The organism is Desulfofundulus sp. TPOSR, assembly GCF_011393055.1.
GTDB lineage: Bacteria > Bacillota > Desulfotomaculia > Desulfotomaculales > Desulfovirgulaceae > Desulfofundulus > Desulfofundulus kuznetsovii.
This window is the reverse complement of sequence record NZ_JAAOEF010000002.1, coordinates 286365-306475: the sequence shown is the minus strand read 5'-3', so window position 1 is coordinate 306475 and position 20111 is coordinate 286365. Positions and strand designations below refer to the sequence as shown.

General features: G+C 56.8%; 22 protein-coding genes. 2 read left to right on the top strand and 20 right to left on the bottom strand.

The features are described from left to right. Positions 1-66: 66 nt before the first annotated feature. The 12 genes from mtaB to G7K71_RS09970 form a co-directional block, all read right to left on the bottom strand. The gene (gene mtaB, locus G7K71_RS10025; RefSeq protein WP_313884952.1) at positions 67-1404 is read right to left on the bottom strand and encodes a tRNA (N(6)-L-threonylcarbamoyladenosine(37)-C(2))-methylthiotransferase MtaB; all 1338 of its coding nucleotides are present in this window, start codon (positions 1402-1404) and stop codon (positions 67-69) included. Beyond that, positions 1401-2171 carry a 16S rRNA (uracil(1498)-N(3))-methyltransferase gene (locus G7K71_RS10020; protein WP_313884951.1) on the bottom strand — a complete coding sequence of 257 codons (771 nt, stop codon included), beginning with the start codon at positions 2169-2171 and terminating at the stop codon, positions 1401-1403. Before G7K71_RS10020 ends, mtaB begins: the two co-directional genes overlap by 4 nt. Continuing rightward, complete coding sequence (gene prmA, locus G7K71_RS10015; protein WP_166345894.1) at positions 2159-3085, bottom strand: 50S ribosomal protein L11 methyltransferase; 927 nt, start codon at positions 3083-3085, stop codon at positions 2159-2161. Before prmA ends, G7K71_RS10020 begins: the two co-directional genes overlap by 13 nt. A 16-nt stretch (positions 3086-3101) precedes the next feature. Then, entirely contained in the window at positions 3102-4238 is a 1137-nt protein-coding gene (gene dnaJ / locus G7K71_RS10010) for a molecular chaperone DnaJ (RefSeq protein WP_013823693.1), read from the bottom strand. A 157-nt stretch (positions 4239-4395) separates the two neighbouring features. Beyond that, positions 4396-6222 carry a molecular chaperone DnaK gene (dnaK, locus tag G7K71_RS10005; protein WP_166345892.1) on the bottom strand — a complete coding sequence of 609 codons (1827 nt, stop codon included), beginning with the start codon at positions 6220-6222 and terminating at the stop codon, positions 4396-4398. 16 nt (positions 6223-6238) lie between these two features. Next, on the bottom strand, positions 6239-6973 hold the full coding sequence (gene grpE, locus G7K71_RS10000) for a nucleotide exchange factor GrpE (RefSeq protein ID WP_166345890.1): 735 nt from the start codon (positions 6971-6973) through the stop codon (positions 6239-6241). Positions 6974-6990: 17 nt separating this feature from the next. Next, positions 6991-8559 carry a TCP-1/cpn60 chaperonin family protein gene (locus tag G7K71_RS09995; protein ID WP_166345888.1) on the bottom strand — a complete coding sequence of 523 codons (1569 nt, stop codon included), beginning with the start codon at positions 8557-8559 and terminating at the stop codon, positions 6991-6993. A gap of 13 nt (positions 8560-8572) precedes the next feature. Further along, the gene (hrcA, locus tag G7K71_RS09990) at positions 8573-9619 is read right to left on the bottom strand and encodes a heat-inducible transcriptional repressor HrcA (RefSeq protein ID WP_166345885.1); all 1047 of its coding nucleotides are present in this window, start codon (positions 9617-9619) and stop codon (positions 8573-8575) included. A gap of 83 nt (positions 9620-9702) precedes the next feature. After that, the gene (hemW, locus tag G7K71_RS09985; RefSeq protein WP_207712833.1) at positions 9703-10860 is read right to left on the bottom strand and encodes a radical SAM family heme chaperone HemW; all 1158 of its coding nucleotides are present in this window, start codon (positions 10858-10860) and stop codon (positions 9703-9705) included. After that, on the bottom strand, positions 10861-12663 hold the full coding sequence (lepA, locus tag G7K71_RS09980) for a translation elongation factor 4 (RefSeq protein WP_166345882.1): 1803 nt from the start codon (positions 12661-12663) through the stop codon (positions 10861-10863). A gap of 69 nt (positions 12664-12732) precedes the next feature. After that, positions 12733-13038 carry a hypothetical protein gene (locus G7K71_RS09975; protein WP_166345879.1) on the bottom strand — a complete coding sequence of 102 codons (306 nt, stop codon included), beginning with the start codon at positions 13036-13038 and terminating at the stop codon, positions 12733-12735. Positions 13039-13103: 65 nt separating this feature from the next. Continuing rightward, positions 13104-13268 (bottom strand): HPP family protein, encoded by a 165-nt coding sequence (locus G7K71_RS09970; protein WP_243174813.1) that lies wholly within the window; start codon positions 13266-13268, stop codon positions 13104-13106. A gap of 137 nt (positions 13269-13405) precedes the next feature. Between G7K71_RS09970 and G7K71_RS09965 the strand changes: the two genes are divergently transcribed. Continuing rightward, a complete protein-coding gene (locus G7K71_RS09965; protein ID WP_166345876.1) occupies positions 13406-14185 on the top strand; it encodes a tRNA (adenine-N1)-methyltransferase in 780 nt (259 codons plus the stop codon). Positions 14186-14201: 16 nt separating this feature from the next. Here the strand turns inward: G7K71_RS09965 and spoIIP are convergent, their stop codons facing one another. Continuing rightward, positions 14202-15245 carry a stage II sporulation protein P gene (spoIIP, locus tag G7K71_RS09960; RefSeq protein ID WP_166345873.1) on the bottom strand — a complete coding sequence of 348 codons (1044 nt, stop codon included), beginning with the start codon at positions 15243-15245 and terminating at the stop codon, positions 14202-14204. Between the two features lie 93 nt (positions 15246-15338). Then, positions 15339-15680, bottom strand: a complete 342-nt coding sequence (locus tag G7K71_RS09955; protein ID WP_013823704.1) for a phage holin family protein — start codon at positions 15678-15680, stop codon at positions 15339-15341. Between the two features lie 124 nt (positions 15681-15804). On the opposite strand from G7K71_RS09955, the gene rpsT reads away from it, so the two are divergent. Further along, complete coding sequence (rpsT, locus tag G7K71_RS09950) at positions 15805-16074, top strand: 30S ribosomal protein S20 (protein WP_166345870.1); 270 nt, start codon at positions 15805-15807, stop codon at positions 16072-16074. 82 nt (positions 16075-16156) lie between these two features. Here the strand turns inward: rpsT and holA are convergent, their stop codons facing one another. Genes holA through moaA form a run of 6 tightly spaced genes read right to left on the bottom strand, consistent with a single transcriptional unit; the run spans position 16157 to position 20007 of the window. Beyond that, a complete protein-coding gene (gene holA / locus G7K71_RS09945; protein WP_166345867.1) occupies positions 16157-17209 on the bottom strand; it encodes a DNA polymerase III subunit delta in 1053 nt (350 codons plus the stop codon). A gap of 31 nt (positions 17210-17240) precedes the next feature. Next, positions 17241-17543, bottom strand: a complete 303-nt coding sequence (locus tag G7K71_RS09940) for an MTH1187 family thiamine-binding protein (protein WP_166345864.1) — start codon at positions 17541-17543, stop codon at positions 17241-17243. Between the two features lie 21 nt (positions 17544-17564). Then, positions 17565-18059, bottom strand: a complete 495-nt coding sequence (gene mobB, locus G7K71_RS09935; protein ID WP_013823708.1) for a molybdopterin-guanine dinucleotide biosynthesis protein B — start codon at positions 18057-18059, stop codon at positions 17565-17567. Positions 18060-18064: 5 nt separating this feature from the next. Next, positions 18065-18520 carry an MOSC domain-containing protein gene (locus tag G7K71_RS09930; protein WP_013823709.1) on the bottom strand — a complete coding sequence of 152 codons (456 nt, stop codon included), beginning with the start codon at positions 18518-18520 and terminating at the stop codon, positions 18065-18067. Beyond that, entirely contained in the window at positions 18511-19008 is a 498-nt protein-coding gene (gene moaC, locus G7K71_RS09925) for a cyclic pyranopterin monophosphate synthase MoaC (RefSeq protein ID WP_166345861.1), read from the bottom strand. Before moaC ends, G7K71_RS09930 begins: the two co-directional genes overlap by 10 nt. 18 nt (positions 19009-19026) lie before the next feature. Further along, positions 19027-20007, bottom strand: coding sequence for a GTP 3',8-cyclase MoaA (moaA, locus tag G7K71_RS09920; RefSeq protein ID WP_166345858.1), 981 nt, complete (start codon positions 20005-20007; stop codon positions 19027-19029). Positions 20008-20111: the final 104 nt, after the last annotated feature.

Genomic DNA, 20111 nt, shown 5'->3' with positions numbered 1-20111 from the left:
CCCTCCCGTAAATAGTAACAACGGTATTTTATTCAACATTGAAGGAATTAAATCCTGCCGGTAAACTTAAATTATCATTCCTTTTAAATCTGCACCCTCTATCTCTTCCACCCGCACCGTCACCAGCTCACCCACAGGATTTTTCCGGGCTGGAAAAATTACCCGCAGGTAATTATCGGTAAGACCGGCAAAGAAACCTGCTTTCTCCGGCAACTCTTCTTCCACCAGCACCTGGACCTCCTGGCCAATATGCTTGGCGGCAAAGGAACGGGCCAGCTCATCTCCCAGGGCAATCATCCGGCGGCTCCGCGCCTCTTTCACCGGGGCACTGATCTGGTCGGGAAAGGAGGCCGCGTCCGTACCCTGCCGGGGGGAATACTTGAAAACATGCAGCCGGGCAAAAGCCATCTCGCGCACAAAATTAAACGTATTTTCAAACTGGCCATCGGTTTCCCCGGGGAAACCAACAATAATGTCGGTGGTAATGGCTATGCCGGGCACGCACCCCCTTACTCTTTGAACCAGCTCACGAAACCAGGCTGTGGTATAGTGACGGCGCATGCGGGCCAGGACCGTATCATCGCCGCTTTGCAGGGGAATATGCAGGTGGCGGCAGACATTGGGCCTGGTAGCCATTATATCCACCAGTTTACCTGTAATGTCCATCGGTTCCACAGAACTGAGGCGCAGGCGCACCAACCCCGGAATTTCCGCCAGGCATTCCACCAGGCCGGCCAGGTCCGGGCCGCCGGGCCGGTCCTGGCCGTAGGCCCCGGTATGAATGCCGGTGAGCACCAGTTCCTTAAAGCCCCCGGCTACCAGCCTCCTGGCTTCAGCCAGGACATTTTCCGGGTCCCGGCTGCGCAGCGGCCCCCGGGCATAGGGAATAATGCAGTAGGCGCAAAAATTATTGCACCCTTCCTGGATTTTTAAAAAGGCCCGCACCCGGGAGGGCAGCGCCGGTACGGGCAGTTCCTCGTAATCCTGGTCAGCAAAAACATCCCGTACCACGGCCAGCGGCCCTTCCTTACGGCTTTCCAGTTCCTCCACCAGATCCACAATGCGGGATTTGTCCCTTGTCCCCACCACCAGGTCCACGCCGGGGATGGAGAGTACCTCTTCCGGCGAGGTCTGGGCGTAACAGCCGGTTACCACCACGCGGGCATGGGGGTTGTTTCGCGTGGCCCGCCGGATAAGCTGCCTTGACTTGCGGTCCCCCAGGTGGGTAACCGTACAGGTGTTGATGACATAAATGTCCGCCGCTTCGCTGAAGTCCACCACTTTATAGCCCCGCTCCCGGAACAGGGTGGCCAGGGCCGCCGACTCATATTGGTTAACCTTGCATCCCAGGGTGGTCACGGCTACAGTCCTGGGCACGTCTTTCACCCCCACGGTTGGTTTCACCGGGCGTTACCTGCTGGATACCCGCCCAGGTCCCCCAGCTCATAAAGAACCATAGTTAGTGTGGCCAGTCCCGCCGTTTCCGTGCGCAGGATCCGTGGGCCCAGGGAAACGGAAAGCACGCCCCTTTCCCTGGCCATGGCCACTTCGTCGGCTTCAAACCCCCCTTCGGGACCGATGAAGACAAATACTTCCCCGCAGGACTGCCCTCTGAGGGCTGCTTTCAGGGAAAACTCCCGTTCTTCCTCCCAGGGCATCAGGGCCAGCGCCCCCGGGGATATAAGGTCAAGCACAGCCGGCAGGTCCATAACTCCGGTGACCCGGGGCACTATTGCCCGGCAGGACTGCTTGGCCGCTTCCAGGGCTATCCGCTGCCAGCGCTGCTGGCGTTCCCGGGCCTTGGCCGGGGTAAGCCGGACCACGGAACGGCGGCAGGCTAAAGGAACCACACAGGATACGCCGAGCTCGGTGCCTTTTTGTATAATTATGTCCATTTTGTCGCCCTTGGAAAGCCCCTGGACCAGGGTCACCTTCAGGGGAGCTTCTCCCCCGGGGATAAATTGCTCCAGGATCATCCCTTCGACGGCAGTTCCGGTGGTGCCGGTTAACCTCACCCGGTACCCCTTGCCCCGACCGTCCATAACCGTGATCACGTCTCCGGGTCCAAGGCGCAACACCCGGGAAATATGCACCACATCGGGCCCGGTAATGGTCACCCGCTCCCCGGTAATCTGCTCCGGGGAAACAAAGAAATAACCTATGGCCGGCACCCCCCACGGGCCAGCAGGGCATGCCACTCGCCACTGCAACGCCGGTCTATAATCTCAAAACCGTGAGAATGCAGGGCGCCAGCCACATCCTGCTCCCGCCCCCTGATGATACCCGAGGCAATAAAGAGGCCGGCGGGCTTTAGAATCTTACGCGCCTGGAGGGCGAGGCGAATAATCACATCGGCTACGATATTGGCCACCACCACATCCACGGGGCCTTCCATACCGGCCAGTAAATCGCCGCACACGACCTCCACCAGGTCCTGCACCCGGTTTTGCTCTACATTTTGCCGGGCGGCTGCCACGGCCACCGGGTCGTTGTCCACCGCCACCACCCGGCGGGCACCCAGCAGGGCGGCGGCAATGGCCAGGATGCCCGAACCGGTACCCACATCCACCACCACTTCACCGCCGGCCAGAACATCCTCCAGCAGGGAAAGACAAAGGCGCGTGCTGGGGTGGGTGCCGCAGCCAAAGGCCATCCCCGGGTCCATTTCAATCACTACCTGGCCCGGGAGGGCCCGGTATTCTTCCCAGGCAGGTTTCACCACCAGTTTCCTGCCCACACAAACGGGCTTATAGTAAGCCTTCCAGGAACCGGCCCAATCTTCTTCCCTGATTTGTTTAGTGTTTATATTAAAGGTACCTTCGCCGATAACAGCGGCAAGCCGCTCTTTCAGGGCGGCCAGACGGGCGTCCAGATTTTCATCCACGGGCAGGTAAGCCTTCACCACCGGCTCCCGCGGCAGGGATAGAGGGTCCAGAGCCACCTCATCCTGCGGCCCCTGTAAATACAAAGAAAAGAGGGCGGGGTCCTCAATGGCCACCCCGCCGGTACCCAGCTCAATAAACATATTGCTTACCGCCTCAACCCACTCGTCAGGCGTGGTGACGGCAATCTCCAACCACTGCAAATTAACCGGCCTCCCATTAACCCATAAAGGCGTCCCTTACTTTGTCAAAGAAACCCTTTTCCACCCCGGCCGGGTTCTCCCCGCTCAACCGGGCAAACTGGCGTAACAGCTTCTTCTGTTCCTCGGTAAGCCTGGTGGGAACCATCACCTTGACCCGCACCAGCTGGTCACCCCGCCCGTATCCATTCAAATCCGGGATGCCTTTGCCCCGCAGGCGGAAGACGGTGCCGTGCTGGGTGCCCTCGGGAATACGTATGGTTGCCTTGCCTTCAAGAGTGGGTACTTCCACCTCATCTCCCAGGGCAGCCTGGGCAAAGGAAATGGGTAGTTCCATGATCACATCATTGCCCTCACGTTTAAAGATCTTGTGAGGCCGGACGCGAATGTAAATATACAGGTCTCCCGGCGGTCCACCCCTTAAGCCGGCCTCTCCCTCGCCGGCCACCCGCAGTCTCGTCCCGTCGTCCACACCGGCGGGGATCTTGATGTTGATGGTGCGGGTGCGGCGGACCTGCCCGCTGCCGTGACAGTTGGCACAGGGCTTTTCGATAACGCGGCCTGCACCGCGGCAACGATCGCAGGTACGGGATTGGAAAATACGCCCGAAGGGTGTGCTCTGGGCAAATTGAATCTGCCCGGAGCCACCGCACAGGGAACAGGTCACAGGACGGGTCCCGGGAGCGGCCCCGGTACCGTCACAGGTGCTGCATGGTTCCATGCGGGGCACCCGGATATCCTTCTCCAGGCCAAAGGCGGCCTCTTTAAAGGAAAGCTCCACATCCACCCGGATGTCATCGCCTTTTTCCGGGCCGCGCCTGTGCCGGGTGGACCCCCCAAAGAACATGTCGAAAATATCCCCAAGGCCTCCAAAATCGGTACCAAAGCCGCCAAAACCGCCAAACCCCTCGAACCCGCCAAATCCTTGATTACCGGTGGCGGCATGGCCAAAGCGGTCATACTGAGCCCTTTTCTCCGGGTCGCTCAAAACTTCGTAGGCTTCAGTTATTTCCTTAAATTTGGCCTCCGCATCCTTATCGTTGGGATTGGCGTCGGGGTGGTACTGCCGGGCCAGCTTGCGGTAGGCTTTTTTGATTTCCTCCTGCGTGGCGTCCCGGGATACTCCCAGGATTTCGTAGTAGTCACGCTTTGCCATGGCGTTACCACCACCTGACCATACCTTCTTGTATTGCCAAACGCATCCTGGTAACAATGCAAACCTGGCCGGCAGTCGTCTTCATAAACCCACCGGCCAGATGCGACGCGAAAATACATCCGCTAGTATTATACAATATTGCTGCAGCTACTGCCAATTACTTCTGATCGTCTTTGACTTCGTAATCGGCATCCACCACTTTTTCGCCCCCGGAACCGGCAGCGCCGCCACCGCCGGCCTGGGCCTGCTGGGCATGCTGCTGGTAAAGAAGGGCGGACAATTCATAAAGGGGCTTGGTCAGTTCATCGATGCGGGATTTGATGAGCTGCATGTCCTTGCCGCCCAGGGCTTCTTTCAGCCTTTCCACGGCCTTCTTCACTTCTTCCACCTTCGCCTTGTCGGCCTTGTCTCCCAGGTCCTTAATGGTTTTTTCCGCCTGGTAAATCATGCTGTCCGCCTGGTTGCGCAGTTCCGCCTCTTCTTTTCGCCTGCGGTCTTCCTCGGCATGTCTTTCCGCATCTTTAACCATGCGCTGGATTTCTTCTTCCGAGAGCCGGGAAGTGCCGCTGATGGTAATGCTCTGGGCCTTGCCGGTGGCCAGATCCTTGGCGGAAACGTTGACAATGCCGTTTACGTCTATATCAAACTTAACTTCAATTTGCGGTACTCCCCGCGGTGCCGGGGGAATACCGGTAAGGGTAAACCTTCCCAGGGTCTTGTTGTCGGCCGCCATCGGGCGTTCGCCCTGGAGCACGTGGATTTCCACCGTGGTCTGGCCGTCGGCGGCGGTGGTGAAGATCTGGCTCTTGGAAGTGGGAATGGTGGTATTCCGCTCAATGATCTTGGTAAAGACGCCGCCCAGGGTTTCAATGCCCAGGGAGAGGGGCGTTACGTCCAGAAGCAGCACGTCCTTGACCTCGCCGGCCAGCACCGCGGCCTGAATGGCCGCCCCAATGGCCACACATTCGTCCGGGTTGATCCCCTTGTAGGGCTCCTTGCCCAGGAACTTGCGAATGGCTTCCTGGACTGCCGGAATCCGGGTGGAACCGCCCACCAGGATCACCTTGTGGATGTCCTTGGGCTCCAGGCCGGCGTCCGCCAGGGCCTGCCGGGTCGGGCCCATGGTCATTTCCACCAGGTCGGCGGTCAGTTCTTCAAACTTGGCCCGGGTAAGGGTCACGTCCAGGTGCTTGGGACCGCTGGCATCGGCGGAAATAAAAGGCAGGTTGATATTGGTTGTGGTGACACTGCTCAGTTCAATTTTGGCCTTCTCGGCAGCTTCCTTCAGCCGCTGCATGGCCATACGGTCGTTGCGCAGGTCAATGCCCGTCTCTTTCTTAAACTGCTCGATCAGCCAGTCCATGATCCGCTGGTCGAAATCGTCGCCGCCCAGGCGGTTGTTTCCGCTGGTGGCCTTCACTTCAAAGACGCCGTCGCCCAGCTCCAGTATGGATACGTCGAAGGTGCCTCCACCCAGGTCGAACACCAGGATGGTCTGGTCCTCCTCCTTGTCCAGACCGTAGGCCAGGGAGGCAGCCGTAGGCTCGTTGATAATGCGCAGCACCTCAAGACCGGCAATTCTACCTGCATCCTTTGTGGCCTGCCGCTGGGAATCGGTAAAGTAAGCGGGTACGGTAATAACCGCCTTCTCCACCTTTTCCCCCAGGTAGGCCTCGGCATCCGCCTTTAGTTTCTGCAAAATCATGGCCGAGATTTCCTCGGGGGTATATTCCTTATCGTCAATTTTTACCCTGTAATTGGTACCCATGTGCCGCTTGATGGACCTGATGGTTCGTTCCGGGTTGCTCACTGCCTGGCGCTTGGCCAGCTGGCCTACCAGGCGCTCGCCAGTCTTGGTGAAACCAACCACAGAAGGAGTAATGCGCTCTCCCTCGGCGTTGGGAATAACGATTACCTCGCCGCCTTCCATGACGGCCATACAGGAGTTGGTAGTACCAAGGTCAATGCCTATAACTTTCCCCATCTATCATTTCCCCTCCTTAACAGACACTGCTGGTCTGGTTGTTCTCTTTGTTTTCTTTTTCATTTTCAGGTTTAGAGTGGTTGTTCTGTTCCTTCTGCTGTTCCTGCACGGACACAGCCCGGGCCACCTTGACCATGGCCGGCCGCAACAGCCGGTCCTTAAAATAGTAGCCCCGGCGCAGTTCCTCTATGATGGTGTTGTCCGGGTAAGCATCGGTTTCTTCCTGCATAATTGCCTCGTGTTTGGCAGGATCAAAGGGTTCATTTACCGCTGGCACGGGAGAAAGCCCCTCTTTGGTAAGAATTTCCTTAAGCTGGCGGTAGATCATTTCCACCCCCGCCACCACCCGGGCGGGGTCCTCCTCCCGGGCCGCCAGTGCCCGCTCAAAGTTATCCAGTACGGACAACAGCTCCGCCACCAGGGGCTGGGAAGCATATTTGAACCATTCCTCCCGCTCCCTGTTCATGCGGCGCCGGTAGTTTTCAAAATCGGCCTGCATCCTTGCCAGGCGCTGGAAATAATCCTGGGCCAGGGCCGTCTGTTCCGCCAGGCGTTGCTCCAGCTCCTTTACATCAACTTCCTCCCGGGATTCACCCGCCGGCTGCTGCCCATCGTCCGGCAAACCGCCTTGACCGGCAGGGGTATTTCGGGCTTCACTGCCGGATTCCCCTGCCGGTGGGCTTTCCTGGACGGCACCGGCGGGCCTGGTTTCCTCAGCCTCTATATTTTGAGGGACTTTTTGTTCTTCCATCTCCGTCACCTCGCCAGTTATAAGTCCGTCTCCTGTTTCGGGTTTGCCTCCCTGTCTTCCCGTTTCTTGATGATGGTATCAATCCGTAAAATGGCTTCGGCAATCTCCCCGGCGGCTTTAAAGGCGTAAGTCTTCACCAGAACGGGGTCCACTACTCCCAGCTCATACATATCCGCCACCTGACCCGTATCGCAGTCCACGGCCAGGGCATCATTCCCCGTCTCCACCTGGGCGGCCATGACATCGCCAATCTTTTCCAGAGGGTTGAAGCCCGCATTGGCCACAATCTGGGCCAGCGGGCGTTTCAAAGCTTCCACCACGCAATCCACCCCGTAGGCGGTCATGCCGCGCATGGAAGCCCGGACCTTTTCCACTTCCCGGGCCACGGCCAGCTCCAAAGCTCCCCCGCCGGGGACAACTCCTCCCCTCACGGCGGCCTGTATGGCCGAAGCGGCATCTTTGGCAATGCGCTCCCTTTCCCCTACCACCTCGGCGGTAGCGGCACCCACCAGGACGGTAGCCATGGGCTTTCCGGCACCTTCCTGAATCCAGACCTGTTCCAGCTTTTCATCATGAAAAACCCGGCGGCAACGGCCGAGGCACTGCTTGATCTGTTCAAAATCCTTTTTCAACCCGGTGCGCTTGATCATCCGCGCCCCGGCGTGTTCGGCTACCCGGCGCAGTTCCTTGTTGGCCACCCTCTGGACGACCATGATGCCGGCATCGGTGAGCATTTCTTCGGCAACGTCATGGACACCCCGGTCGGCCAGCACCAGTCCTACCTGCAGGTCAATAATTTTCTGTATGTTTTCCCTGAACTGGTTCTGCAACTCCATGTAACGGGCAAAGCCGGCTTCGGTGGCCAGGGCTTCTTCCTCTATTTCCTCCGGCTCCAGGGCATCATCAATTACCAGCACCCTAACATCCGTTAGTTCCCGGGGCATCTGGCGGTTCATGGGCTCCTTGTTCACAATCACGCCCATAAAAACCTGGTTATCCGCCCCTTCCTCAGCCACGACGGTGTCTGAAAAGCGAAAGGCCCGGTCTAAGAGCTTATCCCGGCCAATCAGCCTGGCTGCCTGCACCACCAGGGCCGCAATATCCTCGTGCCCCCGGCCGGCCACCAGGGCAACCTGATAGATTAATGGGTCGTCCAGATCTGCCACCGGCCGGGCCTTTTGCATCATAACCTCCAGGCCCCGCTTAACTCCCGCCCGGATGCCCTCAATAACCCGGGCTACCGGCACTCCCCGGGCCACCTGCTCCACCCCGGCACCAACCATGGCCCCGGCCATTACCGTAGCGGTGGTGGTACCGTCGCCAATTTCCTCCTGCTGGGCCTTGGCAATATTGATTAACATCCGGGCCGCGGGATGATTGGCCTCCATCATGGTGAGAATGGTTACACCGTCGTTGGTAATGACCACTTCTCCAAATTTATCCACCAGCATGGTATCCAGGCCCTTTGGCCCCAGGGTACCTTCTACTGCCGAAGCAATGGCACGAACGGCGTTGGCATTGGTGACCAGGGCCGCCAGCCGCTCATCCACTTCCGTGCCCGTGCTGGCCTGCTGCTTGAGACTCAAAACCCGCTCCCCCTTACTTGTCCCCGCCGCCCAGGAGATCTTCCAGGGCGCGGGAAAGGTTTTTGGTCAAATGCTCCACTACGGTGACCACCCTGGCGTAATCCATGCGGGTTGGGCCCAAAACGCCAATAGACCCGACGGGCTTCCCTTTCAACCGGTAGGTGGCCACGACCATACTGCAGTTGCTCATCTGCCGGCAGCGGATCTCCCGGCCAATGCGCACGGTAACGCCTTCTTTGCCCACGTTGTCAGCTAATAAATTGCACAGAAGATTTTCCTGTTCCAGCAGGCTGAGCAAGGTTTTAACCTTCTCCACATTATGGAATTCCGGTTGATTTAGTATATTAAGGATCCCGCCAAGATATATTCTGTCCTCCGGCTGCCTGGTCAGGCTGTCCTGCAACAGTTCCATGGCCAGCTCAATAATGTGCTTATGCTTGACCAGTTCAAAGTAAATTTCCTTCACCAGGCTGAGCTTAATGCTGTCCATGGTGCGACCCTGAAGTTTGGCATTCAGGACCGCGGAGATGGTTTCCAGGTCCTCGGAGGTTATGCCACTGGGTATATCAATGATCCGGTGGTGTACGGTACCGCAATCCATAATGGCGACCAGCATGGCCTGCTCGAGACCCAGTTGAACCAGGCGAATGTATTTAAAGCTGCTGGTGCCGATTTTAGGCGGCAGCACCATGGCGGCGTACTGGGTCAACTGGGACAATAATTGCCCCGTGCGTTGAATTACTTCTCCCACATCCCGCACTTTCTGGCGATAGCTTTTGCGGATCAACTCTTCTTCCTCGGGGGTTAACTCCTGCCGTTTCATCAAATAATCCACGTAATAACGGTATCCCAGCTCCGAAGGGATTCGTCCGGCGGAGGTATGGGGCTGTTCAATATAACCCATCTCCTCCAGATCGGCCATTTCATTGCGGATGGTGGCCGGACTGATGCCCAGCCGGTATTTCCGGGCGATAGTGCGGGAACCCACCGGTTCAGCGGTGGCAATGTAATCGGTGATAATGGCCAGAAGGATATCCTGCTTGCGGGCATCCATTCTCACCCTTAACACCCCCTTTGTTAGCACTCGATTGTGCTGAGTGCTAAACCCTTTTATGTTAAACATAGCACCGGGCTGAACATTTGTCAAGGCAACACAAACTCCCGGAAGACAGCATTGGCCAGGGGTAAACCCCGCGAAGTCAACCTCAGGCGATTGGAACATATTTCCACCAAACCTAAACTGCTTAATTTTTTTACCTGCTCGCCAAAAACCTCTTCAATATTTTTCCCAAAACGGGCTGCAAATTTCTCCAGATCCAGTCCCTCTATAAGGCGGAGGCCCAGAAACACCGTTTCGGCCATCATGGTGGCCCGGGATAATTTCTCGCGGCCGGCCACCGGTAGTTCCCCGGATAAAAGGCGCGCCTCGTATTCCTCCAGGGAACCGGTGTTATAAAAGCGCCCGTCCCCCAGGTAGGAATGGGCTGCCGGGCCGAGGCCGAGATAGGGCTCGTTGTGCCAGTAAGTTAAATTATGCCGGCACCGGTAGCCCGGGCGGGCAAAATTGGAAATCTCATAATGCTCGTAACCCCGGGCCGCCAGAAAGTTGATCACCTCCTGGTACATGGCCAGTTCGGTTTCCTCGTCACAGGGAAGGACACGGCCTTCAGCCACCGCCCGGGCCAGCGGGGTGCCTTCCTCTATTTGCAGGGAGTAGGCGGAAATATGCTCCGGCTGTAAGGCCAAAATTTTATCAAGGCAGTGTTGCCAGTCCGCCATGGTTTGGCCGGGTATGGCAAAGATAAGATCCAGGTTAAGATTGTCAAAACCAGCCCGGCGGGCCAGCTGCACCGCCTCTACCGCCTGGGTAAAATCATGAACCCGTCCCAGCAATTTTAAAAAGCGGTCCGAACAGGTCTGCACCCCCAGGGAAAGGCGGTTGACACCGGCGTAGCGCAAAGCCTTTAGCTTGGGCAGGTCCACCGTGCCGGGATTGGCTTCCACGGTCACCTCCACCCCGGAAAGCCACTGAAAATAACGGCTGCATCCTTCCAGAATGGCTGCCAGGTCTTCCTCCGGCAGACAGGTGGGGGTGCCCCCGCCGATGAAAATGGTCTGTAGCCGCCTCTCCTGCGGGGCTAGCCGCTCCTGGTACAGGGCCATTTCCCGCAAAAGAGCGACCCGGTACCGGCGGGCGGCTTCCGGGTCATAGGCATAGGAAACAAAGTCGCAGTACCGGCATTTGCGAATACAAAAGGGTACGTGAATGTACAGGCTGATGGCCACGGGCTCACTCCCCATTTACCTCTCTTCTATGCTCAGCACCGCCATAAAAGCCTCCTGGGGAATTTCTACGTTGCCCACCTGCTTCATGCGCTTTTTGCCTTCCTTTTGTTTTTCTAAAAGCTTGCGCTTGCGGGTTACGTCGCCACCGTAACACTTGGCCAGCACGTCCTTGCGCCGGGCCTTAATGGTTTCCCGGGCAATGACCCGGCTGCCTATGGCCGCCTGGACGGGCACGTCAAAAAGCTGCCGGGGAATCAAACCGCGCAATTTTTCCACCAGTTGCCGGCCACGGTGATAGGCCTTGTCCCGGTGGACAATACAGGTCAAAGCATCCACCGGCTCGCCGTTAATCAGGATGTCCAGTTTAACCAGGTCGCTTTCCCGGTACCCGGCCAGTTCGTAGTCCAGGGAAGCGTATCCCCGGGTGCGGGACTTGAGCTGGTCGAAGAAATCGAAAATGATCTCGGCAAGGGGCAGGTCGTAGACCAGCATGACCCGGTTTTCGCCCAGGTACTCCATGGTTTTAAAAGTGCCCCGGCGTTCCTGGGCCAGGTCCATTACCGCCCCCACATGCTCCCTGGGCACCATAATGGTGGCGGTAACAAAGGGTTCCTCCATCCGGACCACCTTGCCCGCCGGGGGAATTTTGGTCGGGTTGTCGATGTAAAGCTCTTCTCCCGAAGTGGTGATAACCCTGTACACCACGTTGGGTGCGGTGGTAATCAAATTCAAACCGTACTCCCGCTCCAGGCGTTCCTGGACAATTTCCATGTGCAACAACCCCAGGAAGCCACAGCGAAAACCAAAACCCAGGGCTTCGGAGGTTTCCGGTTCGTAAACCAGGGATGCGTCGTTTAGCTTCAGTTTTTCCAGGGCGTCCCGCAGGTCTTCGTAGTCCACCGTATCCACCGGATAAAGGCCGCAGTAAACCATGGGCGTGACCTTGCGGTAACCGGGCAAAGGTTCGGCCGCCGGACGGGCGGCATCGGTAATGGTGTCGCCCACCCGGGTGTCCCTGACATTTTTTATGCCTGCAGCCACATATCCCACCTGACCCGTATCCAGCCGTCCGGTGGGAGTCATGGCCGGCTTAAAGATACCCACCTCGCTGACCTCAAACATCTTTCCGGTGGACATCATCTTTATGTGCATACCCTCTTCCAGGTGGCCATCCACCACCCGCACATAGGCAATAACCCCCTTATAGGGGTCGTAATGGGAGTCGAAAATGAGAGCTTTTAAAGGAGCAGCGGGATTGCCGCTGGGGGGCGGTATGCGCCGCACAATGGCTTCCAACAACTCCTTTATTCCGGTCCCAAACTTGGCCGAAACCAAAACGGCCCCGGAGGCATCAAGGCCGATTACGTCCTCAATTTCCCGTTTGACCCTTTCGGGATCTGCCGCAGGCAGGTCAATTTTATTAATCACCGGAATAATTTCCAGGTCGTTTTCAATGGCCAGATACACGTTGGCCAGGGTTTGCGCCTCAATGCCCTGGGCCGCATCCACCACCAGCAGGGCTCCCTCGCACGCCGCCAGGCTGCGGGACACTTCGTAGGTAAAATCCACGTGTCCGGGAGTATCAATCAGGTTTAACTGGTATTCCGCCCCGTCTTCAGCCCGGTAGGCAATGCGTACCGCCTGCAGCTTGATGGTAATGCCCCGCTCCCGTTCCAGGTCCATTTGATCCAGCACCTGGTCGGTCATTTCCCGGGGGCTGAGCGCTCCGGTATATTCCAAAAGCCTGTCGGCCAGGGTAGACTTGCCGTGATCAATATGGGCAATTATGCAAAAATTGCGGATGCGTTCTCTCCCCATACTAAATCACCATCCCAGATCTCTCAAAGCTTTATTATAACATCAAATACTGATGGTGAAAAGGATGCTTTACTTATGCGTGCTTAAAGCACGTAGCCTGTCCTGATACGTCATAATGAGTTCCTTTATTAAGTTCATGTAACGGTCAAACCCCGGTTTTTGAAAATATCCCCCAAAAGCTTCTGCGGCCTGCCCCAGGTGCAGGGGTTCCGGGGGCAAAAGAAATTGATTATACCCCTCCGCCACAACTTCCAGGCCGAAGATGACCAGACCCAGAAATAATCCCAGGGTAATGACCGTCCTCCACCAGCTGATACCCATGGCATCACTTCCCATTTTCCAGTATTGAGCGATAAAGGCGGGTTTATACCTCACAATAAAAAGACCACCCGCCATCCAAAACCGGCCAGGTAGTCTTTTGATTTGCCCCTTAAAATTTCTTAAAACCAGTATGTAGGATAACAACCGCCTCCCCGGCACCAGTGTACCAGCAGAGCGACGGCAAGCAACACCACCACACCAAGCAATACCGGTTCCAAAACAAACATATATCCCTGGCCATTCAAAATGGCAGTCAGGGCGGTAGCCCCTCCCGGCGGATGCATCGTACGGGTAAAGGAACCACCATTCCCCGCTGGGATTTCAGCGTGTGATAAAATAAAATAAAAATGCCAGAGGTAAATGTTTGGCGTGATACGAGCGGCGATGAACCAGCCGGATTACCTGCCAGGAGGTGGTAGCTATGCCGTTCAAGGAGGGAGAATTGGTTATCTTCGCCGATCGCCGCGTTCAATTTTTGCAGCGCCTGATTCCAGGAGAGCGCCTAAATACATATTGGGGTTACATTGAACACGATGAAGTGCTGGGCCTGGAACCCGGCAGTGTTGTCAAGACTTCAGAGGGTAAGAAACTCTATGTTTTTTACCCCACTCTTTCGAACTATATAATAAAGATGCCGCGCAAAAGCGGCATCATATACCCGAAGGATTTAGGCATTATTATGATGTGGGCGGATGTCCGGCCCGGTGACCGGGTGTTGCTGGGAGGTGTGGGCAGCGGGGCGCTTCTGCTCGCCGTACTGAGGCAGGTAGGGCCGGCCGGGAAAGTGGTAGCTTACGACGTTCGGCAGGATATGCTGGAATGTGCCATAGAAAATATAAAAGCCTGCTTTGGCGACTTGCCGTCTCATCTTGAACTCAGGCTTGGGGACATTTACGAACCAACCGGGGAATCGGGATTCGACCGTGTGCTCCTGGATGTACCGGAACCCTGGCGGGCGGTCAAGACTGTGGATAATGCCCTTATCCCCGGAGGTATACTGTGTTCTTACCTGCCTTCCATCATACAGGTTCGCACTTTTGCAACTGTCCTGCAAAAGTCCGGCATTTTTGGTCTGATTGAGACCGTAGAAGTCATGCTTAGAAGCTGGCACATAGAGGGCCGGGCTGTAAGGCCCCAACACCGCATGGTGGGTCATACCGGGTTCCTTACGTTTGCGCGCAAACTGAGCGGCCAGGAGTAAATGTTCTTTTTCTCTTTCATTCAGCGCCGGGTTGAGCGGGCTCGGCTTCCACCAGCTTCCGCACCTCTTCCCCCAGCACCCCGGCAAACAAGCGGGCCGCAGCCAGTGCCTCCCCGGTGGTGTTATTGGCGCTGCCAATCTCCACCAAAAGCGCCCGGGGATGGAGAAACTGATTGTAACGTCCTTCCTTAATCCTTACCCCCTGACATAAACCGGGGTACTTTTTGTCCAGGGCTGCGGCCAGCTGTCTGGCAAACTGCTCATTCTGCCGCCAGGTGGGAAAGGGCGCCCTGGCGTCCGAACCGACGACAAAGAGGATGGGGGCTGCCTCAATATCCTTCACCTTTACCAGGCAGTCCCGGCGGGGTTTTCCGGCATCCCGGTGGACGTCCAGGAGTACTTTTAGCTGCGGCTCTTCCCTCAACAATTCCCGAACCGTTTTTTCGGATTCCATATATGATGAATTGTATTGCCGGTCATGGATTTTTTTTATGTGCAGGGTTGGAATACCATATTTGGACTCCAGCTCCTGGCGTATAAGCTCCCCAACCTTAACCACGCTTCCTTCTTTGCCCTCCAGCCTGGCCATCCCATCTGTAAGGGTGTAGCTTTCCCCGGTGTGGGTGTGATAAATGGCCACCAGGTACTTCCCGGAGATCTTTGGGGCCATACCTGCGTGCTCAGAGGCAGGTTTTACCGGATTGACCTCCACTTCTTGCTTTACCGGTACATAAGCCAGCAGGGGGAGCTGGGAACGAAGCAATGCCCGGGGGTCTTTGTCGGGAAGGGCAAAAGAGCCAGCCAAACCGGGCCATAAACTAAAAAACGAGCCTGCCAACTCACCTTCACCCTGTTCGCCGGCGGCGTGAGTGGGCATGGCGGCCTCCAGGAACAGCCGCGGATCCCTGTAAAATAAGACCTGTCCCCCCCACCGAAAAAATAACACTCCCGTCCCGACAACCAGGGCAAGGAGCGAAAAAGCAATCCCGGCAACCACCAGGAAACCGTAGAATTTATTCCATAGCCAGCGGTAGCGGTAGCGGTAAAGAGCGTGGTACATAAAAAATCCCCTCCCGGACTGCCCGTACCATTTTATTCCCGGAAGGAGATCTTTATGAAGCCACCCTGCCTGCGGGCTGAAGTGGCTTAACTGCTAGCGCAACACCGTAGGCACTACAGCATCTATAAGTCCGATAACAAAGGCAGCAATCAGCGCGCCCAGCAAATTAACACTGAGCAGGTTGGGAATGATAAACTGGGCCACATAGATTACTACTGCGGCGGTTATAAAACCTACTATACCCCGGCTCTGGGGCGAAACCCGGTCGCCCAGCAGGGCTTCCACAATATAACCCAGCACGGCAATAACCACCGCGGCAATCAGTGCCCCTACGAACCCCCCGCGCACCACAAAGCCCGGGGAAAGCCAGCTCACCACAATGAGCACCAGCGCGGAGACGATAAACCTTACAATCACTCCCAGCCACTGCGTCATGGCAATCACCTCCTCCTTTTTACTCGCCCATAGCTTTGACAAAAAAGCGGCCGGCTATACCAGTTACCCTTGCAATTTTTTTGGGCCCGTGGTAAAATGAGGGCTGTTGGGAGGTGACTGAACGGTGCCCAATACCAAGTCCGCCATGAAAAGAGTTAAGGTTACCCGCAAACGCACCCTCCGCAATAAGCAGCTGAAGTCCGCCCTGCGCACTGCCATTAAGAAGTTTGAGCGGGCTCTGACAGCCGGTGTCAATGTGGAGGAAACGAGGGAACTCTTGCGCCGGGCGCTGAGGGCCATTGACAAGGCGGTAACGAAGGGTATTATCCATAAAAATACTGCTGCCCGTAAAAAATCCCGCCTGACCAGACGGTTCAACCGCCAGGTAAGCTAACCCACACACTCCTCCCGGAACAAAAATGATGAAAGCGGCAAAAAAACCACCCGGTAGCAGAGGTGGTTTTTTTAGTACCTTTTTACGACACGGTTCCCCGGCCCATCTCCAGCAGGAGCATTTCGATACCCGGGTAAAACTCCAGCCTGCCCCTCTTCACCGCCCTGTCCAAATCCAAAAGCTTTTGTAAAGCCGTGACTACCTGTTCCCGGGTGAAATTACATGACTGGGCCAAAAGCTTTTGGGCGACAAAGGGATGCACCCCCAGCTTTGCCGCCGCCTCACCCGGGGACCGTTTTCCGGCGTTTAATTCCAGGGTCTGCAGGATTAGCCGGAACTGCCGGGCCACCATGGCCAGAATCGCCGGGCCCGTCTGACCCTGCTGCAACAACTCCCGGATGCCCTTTAGCGCCGCTCCAATCCGCCTTTCCCCGATGGCATCAACCACGTTAAAAATATTTTCCTCAAGCGCCGGCACGGTGAGGCGATAAATGTCTTCCTCCAGGATGGTTTCCCTGCAACCGGTGTAAGAAATTAACTTGGCCATCTCCTGGCTCAAAACAAAAAGGCTGGGGCCCACCCGCCGTACCAGCAACCCGGCTGCGGCTGGAGTGATGGTCTTGTGGGCCAGGCGCGCCTGTTTTTCCAGCCAGCGCACCAGGTCCCGGGTTTTTAAGTAGGTAAATTCCACTACCCGGCCGGTTTCTTTAAGCGATTTAAAAAGGCGTCCCCGCTGATCTACGGGATGGGTGGTGGTAAAAATCAGGCAGGTAGTGGGGGTAGGCTTTTGCATGTAGGCCAGCAAAGGGGTCGCCGTATCCCGGGAGGAAGCTCTAGTTCTCTTATTGCTGGATGTGCCGGGAGAACCGGTAAAAAATGGGGCGTGGCGGACCACGACCAGGCGCCAGCCGGCCATAAAAGGGGGGGTTTGTGCCCGCACAACAATATCCCCTTCGGTGACCTCTTCCCCGTCCAGAATGTCAAGGTTAAACTCCCCTGCCGGGGGCATTAGAAGTTTTTCCCGGAACCTTTGGACGGCCTTTTCATGCAGAAATGACTCCTGGCCGTAAAAAAGATAAACCGGTGCAATATTCCCTTTTTCCAGGTCATTAATTAAATCAAGATAGTATTTCAAGCCCACCCCCCCTGATTGTAAATATTAATATTTACTTCAGCTTTTTCTCTACCGCCGACACTTTGCCGGCCATGGTCAGTTCCTTATCCCGCCGGTCGTCAATGCGAATGGTGGTCACCACCCGGGCAATCCCCTGGGTAAAGGGCACTTCGTGCATCCGGCGGACCACCGAAAGAATGAGATCCAGATCCCCTTCCATGATGGTCCCCATGGGGGTCAGCTGGTAGCGAATATTCTTTTCGCCCTCCAGGACATCCACACACCGGGCTACATAGGCACTCAAGCTGGTGCCGGCGGTGCCGATAGGCACGATGCTTACTTCCACCACGGCCATTACCATCACCCTTTCCAAAGGTTAATCCAGACCCAGGAAATTAACAATGAGATCTGCCACCGCTCCTACTTCGTCGCTACCAAAACAGGGAAGCTCTGCATGGTGAGCACCGTCACCTACCACGGCAATCAACCGGTCCTTTCTCCCCACCGGGGCGGTGCATCCACCGGGCGGGCAGACCTCGATCTGGGGCCAGTCCGCCTTTTTGTATCCTTCCGCCAGGACGATGTCCACCGGGCCAAGCAAAGGAACGATTTGCTCCGGGGACAACTCTTCATCCACCTGGCGGATGAGGGCAATTTTACGGGGAGCGGAAATACATACCGCCCGGGCACCGGCCCGGGCATGGCGCCAGGTATCCTTCCCCGGCTTATCTATTTCAAAGTCGCCATGGTGGTGCTTGATGGTTCCCACGCGGTAGCCGCGCCGTTCAAATTCCGCAATCAGCTTCTCCAGAAAAGTGGTCTTGCCTGCATTGGAAGTTCCTACGATACATATTCCAGGCGGGCCGGACATGTTCTTCATCTCCCGGAACTACTCCCCGGTTCAAGGACTTCTATCCGGTCTCCCACCTTCACCGGCCCGCCGGTAAGAATGCGCACAAAGATGCCCTCCCGGGGCATGATGCAGTCCCCGGCCAGCCGGCGAATCTCACAGGCAGAATGGCATTCCTTGCCGATCTGGGTCACTTCCCCAATGGCTTCAGGACCGATGGCCAGCCGGGTACCCACGGGCAGGCTGGTCAGATTTATCCCTTCAGTGGTAATGTTTTCGGCAAAATCACCAGGATTGACGTCCAAACCCAGTTCACGCATTTTTTGAATGCTTTCCATGGCCAGAAGGCTGACCTGGCGGTGCCAGGGCCCGGCGTGGGCATCCCCCTCCAGACCGTGATTGGCCACCAGGATACCGGCACCAATGTTCTTCTTGCGCGTGCCCTTTTCCGGGCTTGCGCACACTGCTACAATTACTCCCATTCTTCTTCTCCCTCCCGCCGGAATTCCCCGCTTTTGCCGCCGCTTTTGCTCACCAGCCGGATATTCTGGATTACCATGGCCCGGTCCACGGCCTTGCACATATCATAGATAGTCAGGGCGGCCACACTTGCGGCCGTGAGGGCCTCCATTTCCACCCCGGTCTTGCCGGTGGTCCGTACCCGGGCCTGGATTTCCACCCTGTCGGGGGGCTGCAGGCGAAAATCCACAGCCACACTGGTTAAAGGAATGGGGTGGGCCAGGGGAATGAGCTCCTGCGTTTTTTTGGCGGCCATGATTCCGGCCAGCCGGGCCACCCCCAGCACATCTCCCTTGGCTGCGGTGCCGCCGGCAATAATGTTTAAGGTTTCCGGACGCATGAACACTTCTCCCCGGGCCACTGCCTCCCGGACGGTATCCCCTTTCCCGCTCACATCCACCATATGAGCCCGGCCCTGGGAGTCAAAATGATTTAAAGTCGTACCTTCCATAATATTGTTTACCAGCTCCTACCCGCCAATTTGAGACATGTTTTTCCGGGAGCAGGACTGCCCCTGGTTTATATTGTGATGGCCGGGCTTGTCCCGGACGGCCCGGGCCACCAGCTCAGCCAGTTCATCCCGGGTGGCACCCCGGCGCAATGGCCCTTTGAGATCAACTTCGTATTCATGAAAAAGGCAGGGCCTCAAAGCGCCGGTGGCGGTCAGGCGCAGGCGGTTGCACCGCCCGCAGAAATGATCGCTCACTGCGCTGATAAACCCAATGGTCCCCGCCGCCCCCGCCAGGCGGTAGTAGCGTGCCGGCCCGCTACCCGTCAGCTTGCGCACTTCCTGCAACTGGCCCAGTTCCTCCTCAATCCGGCCCCTGATTTCCGCCGTGGACATATAGCCTTCCCTGGAAACGGCGGCAGCTGTTCCAAAGGGCATCAATTCAATGAAACGCACGTGCAGGGGCCGGTCCAGTGAAAGGCGGGCCAGATCGCAAATTTCATCATCATTAAATCCGCGTACGACCACGGCATTCAGCTTGACCGGATGAAGGCCAAGCTCTAAAGACCTCTCTATTCCCTGCCACACCGCTTCCAGACGGCCTCCCCGGGTAATATAACTGTAGCGTTCGGGTTTTAATGTATCCAGGCTGACGTTCACCCGGCGCAGGCCGGCAGCCTTTAACTGGCCGACCTGGGCGGCCAGCAGGATGCCGTTGGTGGTGAGGGCCAGGTCGTCAATTTCCGGTATGGCAGCCAGGGCCCGCACGAGATCGGTTATCCCGCGGCGTACCAAAGGCTCTCCTCCGGTAAGGCGCACTTTTTTCACTCCCACCTTCGTCGATGCCTCGACCACCCGGACAATTTCCTCCAGGGTAAGGATTTCCTTCCGGGGTACGACGGATACACCCTGGGGAGGCATGCAGTAATGGCAGCGTAAATTACAGCGGTCGGTGACTGAAACCCGCAGGTAGTTGATCTCCCTTTGATAACGATCTTCCATAAAATGTGCACCTTCCTTCGGTGTTAGGCCGCTCAAGATAGTATTCTCGACAAAACCGCACTTTCCTGCCGGTATCCCCGCAAAGAAGGACAAGTAAACCGCCC

Coding starts and splice junctions, on each gene's coding strand:
- dnaJ (WP_013823693.1), bottom strand. CDS start 4,238: ATGGCAAAGCGTGACTACTACGAAATCCTGGGAGTATCCCGGGACGCC.
- moaA (WP_166345858.1), bottom strand. CDS start 20,007: ATGGAAGATCGTTATCAAAGGGAGATCAACTACCTGCGGGTTTCAGTC.
- hemW (WP_207712833.1), bottom strand. CDS start 10,860: ATGGGGAGTGAGCCCGTGGCCATCAGCCTGTACATTCACGTACCCTTT.
- grpE (WP_166345890.1), bottom strand. CDS start 6,973: ATGGAAGAACAAAAAGTCCCTCAAAATATAGAGGCTGAGGAAACCAGG.
- lepA (WP_166345882.1), bottom strand. CDS start 12,663: ATGGGGAGAGAACGCATCCGCAATTTTTGCATAATTGCCCATATTGAT.
- G7K71_RS09955 (WP_013823704.1), bottom strand. CDS start 15,680: ATGACGCAGTGGCTGGGAGTGATTGTAAGGTTTATCGTCTCCGCGCTG.
- G7K71_RS09940 (WP_166345864.1), bottom strand. CDS start 17,543: ATGGCCGTGGTGGAAGTAAGCATCGTGCCTATCGGCACCGCCGGCACC.
- G7K71_RS09930 (WP_013823709.1), bottom strand. CDS start 18,520: ATGGGAGTAATTGTAGCAGTGTGCGCAAGCCCGGAAAAGGGCACGCGC.
- G7K71_RS09965 (WP_166345876.1), top strand. CDS start 13,406: ATGCCGTTCAAGGAGGGAGAATTGGTTATCTTCGCCGATCGCCGCGTT.
- spoIIP (WP_166345873.1), bottom strand. CDS start 15,245: ATGTACCACGCTCTTTACCGCTACCGCTACCGCTGGCTATGGAATAAA.
- dnaK (WP_166345892.1), bottom strand. CDS start 6,222: ATGGGGAAAGTTATAGGCATTGACCTTGGTACTACCAACTCCTGTATG.
- G7K71_RS09970 (WP_243174813.1), bottom strand. CDS start 13,268: ATGCATCCGCCGGGAGGGGCTACCGCCCTGACTGCCATTTTGAATGGC.
- moaC (WP_166345861.1), bottom strand. CDS start 19,008: ATGGAAGGTACGACTTTAAATCATTTTGACTCCCAGGGCCGGGCTCAT.
- mobB (WP_013823708.1), bottom strand. CDS start 18,059: ATGTCCGGCCCGCCTGGAATATGTATCGTAGGAACTTCCAATGCAGGC.